The following is a 13,690-nucleotide window of genomic DNA, read 5'->3' on the forward strand; positions in this document are numbered from 1 at the left end:
GGCATACTACCCGCATTAATTAGGGGGTGATGGATTTGATAGCGATATTAATTGGATTAGTGATTGGCATTGGTTTACCGATGCAGACGAGTATTAATTCACGGCTAAGAGCAGCGTTAGGCTCACCTTTTTTAGCTTCGCTGGTATCTTTTGGGATCGGCACAATCTTTCTAGCTGTCATGACCCTCATCGATCATCGTGGCTTATTGATCAGTGGTTCTTTGATCAGTGCCCAGCCGTTTTGGTTATGGTTAGGTGGCTTACTAGGGGTTATCTATCTGACTGGCAATATTATTTTATTTCCTAAGTTAGGAAGTGTTCAAACCGTTATTTTTCCAGTGCTAGGGCAAATTCTTGCTGGTCTCGTGATCGATGATTTGGGTCTATTCTATTCGCCAGTTAGTCAGCTGACATTAGTCCGTGGGTTAGGTGCCTTGCTAGTGCTTTTCGGTGTGATGGTTACCGTTGCTGGTAATAGCTGGATGGAACGCATAACTGGCCAAGCCGGACTGGAAACGGTTAGTAATGAAACACCGAAGACAGCGCATTTGATGGTATGGCGATTGTTTGGGGTATTAGCGGGAATCCTCAGTGCAACTCAAACTGCTGTGAATGGCCATCTGGGAGAAGTTTTGGGTTCTAAAATTCAGGCAGCGTACGTGTCATTTCTGATCGGTACGCTGACGTTGATTGTGATCGTATTAGTAGTGCGACCTACATTACAATTTCAGCGAGATAATGGTCATACACCGTGGTGGATGTGGCTTGGTGGTATTCTAGGTGCGTTATTTGTCTTAGGCAACGTCTATCTGGTGCCTATTATTGGAACTGGTTTTGCGGTGATTATTGTTTTGATTGGTTTAATGATTGGTAGCCTCCTGATTGATCAGTTTGGCTGGCTAGCTTCTGAGAAGAACCCGGTGACGTTGTTGCAAATTGGTGGGTTGCTGATCATGATCGTTGGTGTAATGGTTATTCGAATTTTGTAAGAGTGTGTGACAAAACTCGGTAGATTCCAGAATTTAACGCAAATAAATACCCATCCCGGGCGATTTTTGTCGGGGATGGGTTTTATTTGCGTTAAATGGCAGGAATCTGAGTTTTGGAGCACGATTAGGCAATATTGACGCATTGAACCGAAAGACGGGCATCACTAATTTTTACTGAGAAATTGATTGCAATACTTACCAATATAGACTTATAGCACAACCTTTTGACCCATTATTGTTCAGCGTTGTGGCGATTTCGAACCACACTATGACGGTAACCATAGCTGAAGTAGAATACTAGCCCGATTGCCAGCCAAATGAAGAAGGCAATCCATGTGAATGATTTCAATTCCAACATTAACGTGATACAAAGAATAAATGAAACAATCGGTAGAACGGGATAGAAAGGCACCCGGAAGGCTGAGTCAAGTTCTTTAAATTCAGGATTTCGACGTAAGAAAACAATACCAATGGAAACCATCGCAAATGCGAATAGTGTCCCAATATTTACCAGTTCGGTAATCTTATCGATTGGAATAACACAAGCAAAGAAACTACCTAAAATACCAAATATCCAAGTATTAGTGACTGGCACGTGACTTTTCGGACTCAGACGGCTGAATGCTCGTGGCAACAGACCATCACGACTGATAGCAAAAACCAGCCGAGTGCCACCATATAAGAACACCATTAACACGGTGGTCATCCCAATGACGGCGCCCAGTGAAACAATACCTGAGACCCAGTTTTGGTGGATGAAGTGAAGCGCATAGGCAACGGGATCAGCAACGTTAAGGTTTGTATACTTCACCATGCCGACTAAAACCAGCGACAATGCAATGTAAAGCACCGTGGCGATGACCAACGAACCAATGATCCCAAGTGGCACGTTTTTCTGCGGATTCTTAACTTCTTCAGCCGCAGTTGAAACAGCATCAAACCCGATATAAGCGTAAAAAGCGACCGCTGCACCGGAGACGATGCCTTTCATCCCAAATGGTAAGAAGGGATGGTAGTTTTCTGGACGAATGTAGAACACACCCACAACAATAAATAGGATAATTACGATAATTTTTAAAATTACCATGATGGCGTTAATTTGGGCTGACTCGCGTACACCACCGATTAGTAGGAACGAAAGCAGCATGATGATAATAAAGGCAGGTAAATCGAAAATCGCATGTGGCATTCCAGCAGTTCCGTACGCCGCACGAAGCGCTTCCGGCAGGTACCAGTGGAAACCCGCTAAAATGTTTTGGAAATACGATGACCAACTTGCTGCAACTGCTGAAACGGAGAATAAATATTCTGATACCAATGCCCAGCCTAATATCCAGGCGATAAATTCTCCGAAAACAGCATATATGTATGTATATGCACTACCAGCTAGTGGAATAGTCGAAGAGAATTCAGAATAGCATAGTGCAGCCAGAGAACAAACGACAGCGGCTACGACAAATGAAAGAAACGCGCCAGGACCGGCATATTTTGCTGCAATGATACCAGGTGTAATGAAGATTCCGGCTCCAACAATCGCGCCAACGCCCATGGTGATTAGACTAAAAGCTGTTAAGGATTTTTCGAGCCCCGTTTTCTTATAAAGATCAGTTTTGATATCTTTACGAAGGAAAAGTGTGGAAGCCCTCTTTTTCTGACTCATTTTCAAACTCCTTTCATGAATGAATAAAATGTTAAAAATTGAATATAATATCCTATTATACATCAAACTTTAATGAAAAGTGAATTTAAATGAGAATTGCTTTAATAAAATGATTTTTTCCAACTAGTAAATATCAAAAAACAACTATTAACCTTGTGCTTTATATCCAGTTGTTATAGAATGCAATGAGTGAGGTTACCACGGTAACCCAGTTCGATGATAAAAGAAGAGTAGTCAGTGAGTCGACTCACAGCGAGTTTGGAGTGATGGAAGCCAAACAGCCGATCTGATGAAGCGCGCTTTTTAGAATAACATTTTTATAAGTTGAGTGGATAGTAATATCAACAAGAGTGGTACCGCGGGTAGTCTCGTCTCTTACATTTTTTATTGTAGGAGAGGGACTTTTTTTGTTGCCCAAAGATCCACAGTAGTCGGTTATAACAGCAGTCAGAATTTAATATGTGAGGAGTTAATTTCATGGATTACAAACAATTTGTTGCTGATACGTTAGCACCAGCATTAACAGACGTCCTTTCAGCAGAGGATATTTATCAAAAAATCGAACGGCCTAAGGACACGAGTAAAGGTGATTATGCTTTTCCAGCCTTCACGTTAGCCAAGACGTTCAAAAAGGCCCCTCAGCAGATTGCTGCCGACTTGGTCGAAAAGATTGATACCAGCAAATTTGAAAAAGTTGAAGTTGCTGGTCCTTACCTGAACTTCTTCCTGGATAAAACGGCTTTTAGTGCGCAAGTATTGAATGACGTTTTGACACAAGGTGCCGATTATGGTCAAAACCAATCTGGTAATAACGGTAACGTGCCGATTGACATGTCATCACCTAACATTGCTAAACCAATTTCAATGGGTCATTTGCGTTCAACGGTGATTGGTAATTCAATTGCCGAGATTCTGAGAAAGAACGGCTATAACCCAATCAAAGATAATCACTTGGGCGACTGGGGAACTCAATTTGGTAAGTTGATCACCGCTTACCTGAAGTGGGGTAACGAAGAAGACGTTAAGAAGGACCCAATCACTAATTTGGTTAAGTACTACGTTAAGTTCCATAAAGAAGACGTGGAACACCCAGAATTGGATGACGAAGCCCGTGAATGGTTCAGAAAACTGGAAAATGGTGACGAAGAAGCACATCATCTTTGGTCATGGTTCCGTGACGAATCATTAAAGGCTTTCAATGCGATTTATGACAAGTTGGGTGTTAAATTCGATACCTATAATGGTGAAGCTTTCTATAACGACAAGATGCAAGCTGTTATTGATACCTTAAAAGAAAAGGGCCTGTTGAAAGAATCTCAAGGTGCTCAAGTCGTTAACCTTGAAAAGTACGATTTAAATCCAGCCCTGATTTTGAAGAGTGATGGCGCCTCACTTTACATTACACGTGATATTGCCACTGCTGTTTATCGGGAGAACACTTATCACCCAGCTATGAACCTTTACGTTGTTGGTTCTGAACAAACTTATTACTTCAAACAATTAAAGGCTGTGCTGATGGAAATGGGCTTACCTTCCGCTAAGGACTTGCACCATATTCCATTCGGCTTGATCACTGTTGATGGTAAGAAGCTTTCAACTCGTTCTGGCCGGATTATCCTATTGGATGCAGTGCTGGATGATGCCATCGATATGGCTAAAAAACAGATTGCAGCTAAGAACCCTGATTTACCTAATAAAGATGAAGTTGCCAAACAAGTTGGTGTCGGTGCCATCATCTTTGGTGATTTGAAGAACGAACGGATGAATAGTATTGACTTCAACCTTGAAGAACAATTAAAGTTTGAAGGGGAAACGGGTCCTTACGTTCAGTATGCTCATGCTCGTGCCGAAAGTATCTTGCGGAAAGCAGCTGATGTTACCATTCCAACGGATGGTGCAAAGATCTCTGATCCAGAAGCTTGGGAGACTGTGAAGGCTTTGGCTGACTTCCCTGATACAGTGGTCGAAGCCCTGAAGGAATTCGAACCTTCAGATATTGCTAAATACGCTATTCGTTTGGCTAAATCATTTAACAAGTATTATGCTCACTCGAAGATTTTGGCTGATGACGCAGAAAAGCCTGCTCGTTTAGCATTGGTTAAGAGTGTTTCAACTGTGCTGAAGGAATCACTCCGCTTATTGGGTGTTCAAGCACCGGATGAAATGTAAGCCATAGATTATGAATCATGAGGCGTCTGGATTAATTTCCAGACGTTTTTTTTATTTTGAAGGCGACTTGATGAACGTTGAGGATGGGCTTATAATTCGTGTTAAAAAATAATTGGTGTGCAGGCAACATTAAAAAAATATTAACTTCTAAATGATTGGTTACTGATTGTATCCAGAAGATTCCTGCATTAATATTAATTGTGTTAGTGATACTTTTAGCACTATTAGCGAATTTTTGAATGTCAGATGGTTAATTTATATTCCAATTTATGCTCACTTTGAATAGTTATTTAAAATTGAGCTTTCTTTTCTTTTTTCATTTTGTTATAATAATCACGTATTATACAGTAAGGGGGCTGCATTAGGATGAAGAAAAGTATTCGTCAATCACGGATTGAACAATTGATCAATCAGTATCCGATTGGTACACAAGAAGACCTAATGCGTCATCTAAATGAAATTGGGATTAAGGCGACGCAAGCAACAATCTCACGTGACATTCGCGAGATGCAGGTTGTCAAAGCCCAGGATGGCCATGGACACTTGCGTTACACAATTTTCAAACCCGGAAATAAATCTGAAGAAGAACATCTGCGTGAGACCATTAATGAAGTTGTGATTGGGTTGACACAGATTGAGTTTATGAACGTGATCAAAACGCTGCCAAGTAATGGCAACCTGTTAGCCGCGATTTTGGATGATTTAAAATTACCTGAAGTTGTGGGAACATTGGCCGGCCATGATACAATTTTGGTGATTAGTCCAAATGCCGATGTTGCTCAGCAGTTGAACGAGGAAATTGCCAAAAATATGAATCCTGACATTGTTCACTAACGCTTTGTAGGTATAAATCAACAAGCTGTGACAAAACTCGGTAGATTCCAGAATTTAACGTGAATAATGCCTATTCCGTAATTTTTGCGGAGTAGGCATTATTTGCGTTAAATGGCCGGAATCTGAGTTTTGGCGCGTAATTAGGCCATATTAACATATAGAACCAAAGGACAGTGATCACTATTATGGCTAACAATTGATTGAAATACTTACCAATATCGGCTTATGGCACAGCCTTTTTGTTTTTTAAGCTCCGTTAAAAATTTACGGCTTTTTCAGCCATCTTTATATAATATGATAGAATTAAAAGTGCAAATCTTTTACTTGTTGAGGGAAACGAATGAATAATAATCGGGGAAATTCATCAAAACAGGGCTTTAGAGCTTGGTTATCACCATACTATCAAAGCTTTAAAAGATATTTTGGCAAATTTTGGCATCGCTATCAGTTAACACGATGGCTTATTGTCATTGTTTTGGCCTTGGTCTTCGTTGTTAGTGCAACTTTGACCTTTCAGGCTAAAACGGCTAATGTCGGTAATTTAAAAGCCCAGTTGGAAAAAACAACGTATATTTACGATAAGAGTAATCATAAAGCGGGGTCATTGTACGCTCAAAAAGGAACGTATGTACCACTGAGTAAGATTTCGCCTAACGTTCAAAAAGCGGTTATTTCAACAGAAGACCGTAATTTTTACCACGAACACGGTTTTTCCGTAAAAGGGATTGCGCGGGCGTTTTACTTGTTAGCTAAAAATAAACTCCTTCATCGAGACTATATTAGTGGTGGTGGGAGTACGCTGACCCAACAGCTGGTTAAGAACGCTTTTTTGACGCAGGAACAAACAATGACAAGAAAATTAAAGGAAATTTTTCTGGCTATTGAAGTTGAAAACGTATATTCCAAGCAGGATATTCTTTCCATGTATTTGAATAACGCCTACTTTGGCAATGGCGTGTGGGGTGTTCAGGATGCTGCCCATAAATACTTTGGAACGAATGCTGCGAGTTTAACGGTTCCCCAGTCTGCTGTTTTGGCGGGAATGCTGACGTCACCTAGTGGTTTTAATCCAATTGATCATCCGCAGGCATCAAAGGATCGTCGCAACGTGGTTCTTGGGTTAATGGCTGAGACGGGGGCCATCACCAAATCACAAGCAGCAGGTTTTCAGCAAACTCCTTTGGCGACAGCGGATACGTATCAGTATAAGGATTCGTACCGTTACCCATATTACTTTGATGCGGTGATCGACGAAGCAATTTCCAAATATGGGTTAACCGAATCAGATATTATGAATCATGGTTATAAAATTTACACTTATTTGGATCAAAATTATCAATCCAGCTTGCAAACAAACTTTAAGAGTGATTATTTATTCCCTCAAAATGCCGTTGATGGTACCAAAGTTCAAGCAGCATCAGTGGCCATTAATCCGAATAATGGCGGTGTAATGGCTGTTGTTGGTGGTCGTGGCAAGCATGTGTTCCGTGGCTATAACCGGGCGACACAGGTCAAACGGCAACCGGGATCAACCATAAAACCGTTGGCAGTTTATACGCCAGCACTTGAAAACGGCTATTTTTATGATTCAGAACTGCAAAATAAGAAAACCTCATACGGGAGTAATCATTACACGCCCAAAAATTATAATAATGTTTATACTGGCAAGATGCCAATGTATGAAGCGTTAGCGAACAGTGTGAATGCACCGGCAGTTTGGCTTTTAAACAAGATTGGTGTCAATAAAGGCTATGATTCCGTTAAAAAGTTTGGCCTCCCAGTGACGAAGTCGGACAAAAATTTGGCGTTAGCACTGGGTGGTTTGAGTAAGGGAGTTTCACCTCAGGAATTGGCGGGCGCATACACTGCTTTTGCCAATAATGGGACGCGAACCGATACCCACTACATTCGTAAAATCGTGGATGCTTCCGGTAACGTCATTGTTGATAATCCAAAAGTCTCAACGCATAAGGTAATGACACCCAAGGTTGCAAAACAGATGACTAGTATGATGCTGGGAGTCTTCAACAGCGGCACGGGTGTGGATGCCAAGCCTTACGGGTATTCAGTGGCTGGTAAAACTGGGAGTACCGAAGCTGATGATACGGGAGACGGTGATGCCACCCGTGATAAATGGATCGTGGGTTACACGCCCGATGTTGTCTTAACCACCTGGGAAGGTTTTGACAGTACGAACAAGGATCACCATTTGGAAAATTTAAGCGGCACGGGAGTTGGACCACTGTTTAAGACTGAAATGGAAGAAATTTTGCCGTATACTAAACAAACCAAATTTGACACGCAGGACGCGTCAACGTTGGCGAAGGCTTCGAAATCAGATAATAATTTCTGGGATAACGTCCAACAGGGCGCAGGAAGCGTCGGAGATCAGATTCAACAGGGTGCCAATAACGCTGCGAACACCGTTAAAAAGTGGTGGCAGAGTACGTTTGGACAATAGAGTGTGTAGTAAGGCGTTTAGAGACCGGAGTATAGTGAAGCCCCACCATAAACCATGAACTTGGGTTTGTGGTGGGGCTTCACTATATGCAGGTCTCTGCCGCACGACACACGTTTAGAGAAAAATAAACAGACGTTGGAAATGTTTAACCGTTAAAAACTCACCCTCAAACTCACACAGCGTTCTTTCCCCCTCTAACATTTCATGATACAATATGAAAGTATTGAAGACAGGAGGATGCTTTTATGGCAGACATTTTAAAAACCGCTGGTGAGTTACGCGATGAGTTAGCTAGTTCTGACGAATTCACAGCTTTACAAAATTCTTATAACAAGATGAAGGCTGATGCAGAGGCCTATGATTTGTTCAAACAATTTCAGGGACTGCAGTTGAAGTTACAGCAAAAACAAATGCAGGGACAACAGCCTGATGAAGATGAGATGAAGCAGGCACAGGACCTTGCCGGAAAAGTTAGGGACAAGGACGCCATTAAAGATTTGATGGACAAAGAAAAAGACGTCAACCAGTTATTGGCTAAATTAAACAGCGAAATTACAAAACCAATCCAAGCCCTGTACGAAAACTAAAACAGGCGTTTAATCGTTGGTTAATAGATCAAAAACGTCGAAGATTTTTCTTCGGCGTTTTTTTAGGAGTTGACGACTGTGAAATTTATTCATGCAGCAGATTTACATTTAGACAGTCCTTTTGAAGGTTTGCAGCGATTACCCAAAGCGTTGTGGCAGCAAATTCACGAAGCACCGTTCAATGCCACTAAAACAATGGTAAACGATGCAATCAAACAAAAAGTAGACTTTGTATTATTAGTGGGTGACTTATTTGACCGTGAAACGCAGAGTGTTCAAGCTCAGGTGTTTTTAAATGAACAATTGCAGCGTCTGGTAGATGCAGGCATCACTGTTTTTGTTTCATTTGGTAATCACGATTATTTGACGGGGGATCAGCAGCTTGATTTGCCTGACGGTGTCACTGTTTTTGGCAGTGACGTGACCACTAAAACATTGACAGCTGCAGATCATACCCGAGTTGCTATCAGCGGCTTTAGTTATGCTGACCGATGGCTGGAGCAAGACGTTGTCCCGCAGTTTCCAGAACGCGGATCCGTTGACTTTCAAATCGGCATGTTGCATGGGGCGGTTAAGCAAGGTAGCACTAATCATTACGCGCCATTTACGGTCAGTGAACTGTCGGCGACGCATTACGATTACTGGGCATTAGGTCATATACATAAACCCAGCGTACTAACTAAGACCCCCCCTGTAGTCTACGCTGGTACCATTCAGGGTCGTCATAAACTGGAAACCGGTGAACATGGTTACCAGCTCGTGACCAGCCAAGAAAAACGTCTGCAGAGCCAATTTGTGCCCGTTGATCAAGTTCGATGGTCGTCACTAACTCTGGCAGTGGATGAGAATACAACGGATACCAGTCTGATTGAAGCCGTACGAACAGCATTGACGCAGCGAAAAGCGACTGTGTTCGAATTAATTGATTTAAGACTAACCGGGATTGAAAAATTGTCTGCTAGTATGCTGAGCCGGTTAAACGATGGTACCTGGCTTGAGCGGTTTGACCAAACTCAGAAAAAAGGTTATCGCCAATATCAAGCTTGGGTCTATGAAGTTAATGTGTTGCCAACTAGTCGGCCAGTACAGTATGCAAAACTAGACGCTGAATATTGGCAAGATGCCCAGAAAACAGTCTTTACGCAAGATAACGTGGAGATGACTGCTGGTAAACTCATGCAGTATTCGTTTATTGCAGACCATTTGCGTAATCCAGAAACCACGGGTCATTTGACTGATTGGGCCAAAAACGAACTTTTAGCCCAATCCCGTTTGGAGGAAGAAAACGATGCAGATCAAGACGATTAAAATCTACGGGTTCGGTAAGTTTCATGATACAACCATTGACCTGTCGAAGCGTTTTTCACTCCTGTATGGTGAAAATGAGGCTGGAAAATCGACTTTAGTTGCTTTCATTTCCAGTATGTTGTTCGGGTTTGAAACTGCAAAACACCGTTACGCGATGTATCAGCCTAAGCAAGGGTCGCAATATGGCGGTGAACTTTATTTTAACCATAATCAAAATGATTATTGGTTAAAACGAGTGGATGGTACTCACGGTGGTAAAGTGACCTTCCGTAATTTAACCACTAATACGCCCTTATCTAAGGAAGATCTCACGCAGTTATTGCAGCCCTTAAATAAGGAATTATTTTACCAAATTTTTTGCTTTGGCGAACGGGAGCTGCAGGCCGTTTTCGACTTGAACCGCTTTGATTTAGTGAAGCGAATCCAGCGAATTGGCGCCATTGGCAGTGAAAACTGGATTGGATTAACGCAGGAGCTAACTGCTTCGGCTGGGGAGTTATATAAACCTCGCGGCCGAGTTCAGCCACTAGTACGATTATTGCGGGAATACGATGAAATGGCTGATAAAATTGAAACGGCCAAAACTCAGTTCCAACAGTATCAGACATTACAAGTCGACGCGCAAAGAACGGCTAAAACACTGTCGAAAATTCAACAGCAACTTGAAAAGCTCAGGGATCAACAGAATCAATATCAGCGTTTAATTAAGCTCTATCCACAATATCAGCAACTAAAAAACAGTTCACCAGTTCAAACAACCATGTTAATCAGTCGTACCGACTGGCAGAAGGCTACACAACTGGCAACGGCTATCAGACAATTGAAACAAGATTTAGCTGCTCAAGAAGTAACGATTAAGCAGCAGCGTCAGGCACACATGCCCAGCGAAGCACAGCAATTTTATATCAGTCATCAACAGCAAATTGATCAGTTGAGTGCCCAGATGCCAGCCATGGAACAACTGGAACAGCGACAACAGCAAAATGAAAATCAGCTTACGGCTGTAAAACAGCAGCTAGAAATATTAAGCCAGCAATATGGGGCTTCATTGGCCAACCTTAGAGTGTTAACACCCAGTGAACAGCAGCAAATTGAAGGATTGTTCGATCAGCAGCAACACTTAAGTATCGAACGGGATTCACGTGCTGATCAACGGCTGGAACATCAAAAAACGTTTGAGCAGTTACGACAACAAGCAGATAAAGACTCGACTTCTGGAATGGATCTTAAGTGGTTGATTGGTGGCGTGGGTGTGGTATTGGTTGCTTTGTTTGTCCTAAGTGGTTTGGCACGGACGATTGGTGGCATCCTTGGTATGCTGATTGCGGGTTACGGTATTTTTAAACCGATTATTTCAGGGAACCAGCAATCCGCTATTGATTCTCAAATGGCGCTGTTGTCGGCTCAGTTAGATCAAGATCGCCAGCAACTAGCCAGCCTAGATCAGCAGCTGATCGATGCTGATGCCCAAGTAACGCAGTTTGGTGCTGAACATCAACTGCAGGGGTTTGCACCAGAACGGTGGCTTGATTTACAAGCTGATATTGGTAAATTTCAAGCGGCTAAATCCCAGCAAATTCAGCTTCAGGAACAACAAAATCAGGTTAATCAAAATCTTCGTACCTTTTTGGCACAATGGCAATTTGCCGGTGAAATTATTAGTTTGGGAGGCAGTCAGGCTTATCAATTGCAGCAAATTCATCAATTCTTGTCGGAGAGGCGCGATGAAGGTCAGAAACTGCAGTGGGCAAACGAGTCATTGACCGCTAGTACACAACGCCAAACGAAGCTTCAACAGCAGTTAGATGAGCAGCAGGCCGCGTTAAGTCAATTATTGGTCCAGTACCACCTTGCAACATTTGCTGAATTTGAGCGCCAGTACCAGCAAGATCAGGCAACTGCTGAACAGGATCAGCGATTGAGTGTCCTGAATGCTCAGTTAACGCAGGCTGACAGAGAAATTCTGGATGACACTGAGTCTTTAGCAGCATTGGAGCAATTCAGCCAGAGTATCCAGACTCAAACCACTCTCAAGCAGCAAAAACAAACCGACTTATTAAATCAGTCCAGTCAGCAACACTATCAACTTGAACGCTTAGCATCCAGTGATAAGTATCAGAATTTACTCCAGCAGCAAGCTGATTTACAGGCGGAAATTCTTTCATTAACTGATGATTGGCTAACAAAGAAGCTTCTGATCAATTGGATCGATCAAACACTAATTAACGCGTCACAGGGACGTCAGCCGCAAATCATTAAGGTTGCTGAACAGTTCTTCCAAGAATTAACTGATGGTCGTTATAAGCAAATGGTATTTACTGATCAGACGGTTCAAGTTATCCGTCATGATGATTTGACCTTCGACGTGGGTGAATTGTCCAGTGGTACAGCAGAACAGTTATACGTCGCGTTACGGTTTGCGTTCACTAAAGTGATGGCAGATGTGATCGCGATGCCAATCATCATTGATGATGCTTTTGTGAATTTTGATCGTCAGCGGACACAGTTAGCGTTGAAAATGCTAAGAAAATTAGCTCAAACAAGTCAGGTTATTTATTTAACGGCGAACCACGATAATCTTGGGTTCGTAGATGAGAGTGAAGTCTATCGTTTGGATGCTGGAAAGTCAGTTTGAAAAACTGTAGAATTAGTGTAAATAAGGGGGATTAACCATGGCAGAAAAACAATTAATGGCTTACGCAGTTGGTGAACAGATGAATCTGATGGCGCTCCTGAAAAACGTGAACGTTCGGGTGGCTAAAAATGGTAAGCAGTACCTTGATCTGACATTTGAAGATCAGTCTGGTGAGATCACTGGTAAGTTTTGGGATGCCAGCACTGCTGATATTGAGCGTTATAAAGCGGGTCGGGTGGTTCGGCTGGCCGGTAAACGGGAGAATTACCAGGGTTCCCCACAGGTTAAGATTGGTTCTTTAAGATTGGCAAACGCGGATGAACCCAATGATCCCAATGAGTTTGTGGTTCATGCGCCAATGAAAGCTAGCGAAATGGAAGACGAATTAAATCAGGTGGTATTTGAGATCACCAACCAGGTCTGGAACCGTATCGTTCGCTACTTAATCGCTAAGCATCGTGATGCTTTCTTTACGTATCCGGCTGCCAAACATAATCACCACGCGTTTCAAGGTGGGCTGGCATACCATACGCTGTCGATTCTGCGATTGGCGCACAGCGTGGTCAATCAGTATCCATCGATCAATGCACCGTTGCTGTATGCGGGCGCCATATTGCACGATCTTGGAAAAGTGATTGAGCTGTCCGGCCCCGTTTCTACTCAATACACGGTGGAGGGAAATTTGCTGGGCCATATTAGTATTGTGGATGGTGAGATTGTTTCTGCCTGCAACGAACTTAAATTCGATTTAAATAACGAAGATGTCGTTTTACTTAGACACATGATTTTAGCTCATCACGGCTTGTTGGAGTATGGTTCGCCAGTTCGGCCACGTCTATTAGAAGCCGAAATTTTGCACCAATTGGATGAACTGGATGCTTCAATCATGATGGTGACTAACGCAGTAGAAAAGACAACGCCAGGCGAATTCGGTGAACGGTTATTTGCCATGGATGGCCGTTCATTTTATCGGCCGAATCAGCCACAAGTTGGCGGTCAAGAGGATCAAAAATAACTCAAAACAAAAAGGATTGAAATTCCTGATTT

General features: G+C 42.5%; 9 protein-coding genes. 8 read left to right on the top strand and 1 reads right to left on the bottom strand.

Features of this window, described 5'->3' with window-relative positions:
* Positions 1 to 35 precede the first annotated feature (35 nt).
* The gene (locus CES82_RS04165; protein ID WP_225364837.1) at positions 36 to 989 is read left to right on the top strand and encodes a DMT family transporter; all 954 of its coding nucleotides are present in this window, start codon (positions 36 to 38) and stop codon (positions 987 to 989) included.
* A 232-nt stretch (positions 990 to 1,221) separates the two neighbouring features.
* Here CES82_RS04165 and CES82_RS04170 read toward each other — a convergent pair whose 3' ends face one another.
* A complete protein-coding gene (locus CES82_RS04170; protein WP_098824068.1) occupies positions 1,222 to 2,649 on the bottom strand; it encodes an APC family permease in 1,428 nt (475 codons plus the stop codon).
* A 477-nt stretch (positions 2,650 to 3,126) separates the two neighbouring features.
* Here CES82_RS04170 and argS point away from each other — a divergent pair, with 477 nt between their 5' ends.
* From argS to CES82_RS04205, 7 genes are all read left to right on the top strand, one after another.
* Entirely contained in the window at positions 3,127 to 4,818 is a 1,692-nt protein-coding gene (gene argS / locus CES82_RS04175; protein WP_098824069.1) for an arginine--tRNA ligase, read from the top strand.
* Between the two features lie 366 nt (positions 4,819 to 5,184).
* The gene (gene argR / locus CES82_RS04180; RefSeq protein WP_098824070.1) at positions 5,185 to 5,652 is read left to right on the top strand and encodes an arginine repressor; all 468 of its coding nucleotides are present in this window, start codon (positions 5,185 to 5,187) and stop codon (positions 5,650 to 5,652) included.
* A 340-nt stretch (positions 5,653 to 5,992) separates the two neighbouring features.
* The gene (locus CES82_RS04185; RefSeq protein WP_098824071.1) at positions 5,993 to 8,113 is read left to right on the top strand and encodes a transglycosylase domain-containing protein; all 2,121 of its coding nucleotides are present in this window, start codon (positions 5,993 to 5,995) and stop codon (positions 8,111 to 8,113) included.
* 245 nt (positions 8,114 to 8,358) lie between these two features.
* Complete coding sequence (locus tag CES82_RS04190; RefSeq protein ID WP_098824072.1) at positions 8,359 to 8,700, top strand: YlbF family regulator; 342 nt, start codon at positions 8,359 to 8,361, stop codon at positions 8,698 to 8,700.
* Positions 8,701 to 8,778: 78 nt separating this feature from the next.
* Positions 8,779 to 10,008 (top strand): metallophosphoesterase family protein, encoded by a 1,230-nt coding sequence (locus tag CES82_RS04195; RefSeq protein ID WP_180245658.1) that lies wholly within the window; start codon positions 8,779 to 8,781, stop codon positions 10,006 to 10,008.
* Positions 9,989 to 12,643, top strand: coding sequence for an ATP-binding protein (locus CES82_RS04200; protein WP_098824074.1), 2,655 nt, complete (start codon positions 9,989 to 9,991; stop codon positions 12,641 to 12,643). Before CES82_RS04195 ends, CES82_RS04200 begins: the two co-directional genes overlap by 20 nt.
* Before the next feature lie 37 nt (positions 12,644 to 12,680).
* Positions 12,681 to 13,658 carry a 3'-5' exoribonuclease YhaM family protein gene (locus CES82_RS04205; RefSeq protein ID WP_098824075.1) on the top strand — a complete coding sequence of 326 codons (978 nt, stop codon included), beginning with the start codon at positions 12,681 to 12,683 and terminating at the stop codon, positions 13,656 to 13,658.
* Positions 13,659 to 13,690: the final 32 nt, after the last annotated feature.

Source organism: Secundilactobacillus silagincola, assembly GCF_002583405.1.
GTDB lineage: Bacteria > Bacillota > Bacilli > Lactobacillales > Lactobacillaceae > Secundilactobacillus > Secundilactobacillus silagincola.